Annotated in this window: 1 pseudogene; it reads left to right on the top strand. The window is 63.3% G+C overall.

Annotation, left to right across the window (positions count from 1 at the left end):
- Positions 1-127 (top strand): annotated as a pseudogene (locus ALO43_RS31075) (flagellar biosynthetic protein FlhB); the annotation flags it as partial.
- Between the last annotated feature and the right edge of the window lie 162 nt (positions 128-289).

Here is a 289-nt window from a genome sequence, read left to right as displayed (position 1 = left end):
CTATCTGGCCGTGGCCCAGGTGCTGGCCTATGTCTACCAGATCCGCCAATTCCGCGCCGGTCAAGGCAAGCGCCCAGACCCACTGGGTGACATCAAGATCCCGCCCGACCTGCAGCGCGATGCGTAGCCCTTTGCTTTGTCGCCAGCAGACCACCCTCGCACCCGTGCTCCGCATGGGTATGCGGTTCCTGAAGCTCTGCGTCCGCTCTTGGGCGTGTGGTGCGGCGCAGATTTGTGACGCAGAGCGTCACCCACGGCATTCTCACGCAGAGCGTGAGGAACGATCATC

This window comes from Pseudomonas tremae, from assembly GCF_001401155.1.
Taxonomy (GTDB): domain Bacteria; phylum Pseudomonadota; class Gammaproteobacteria; order Pseudomonadales; family Pseudomonadaceae; genus Aquipseudomonas; species Aquipseudomonas tremae.
This window is presented reverse-complemented; position numbering and strand designations above follow the sequence as displayed.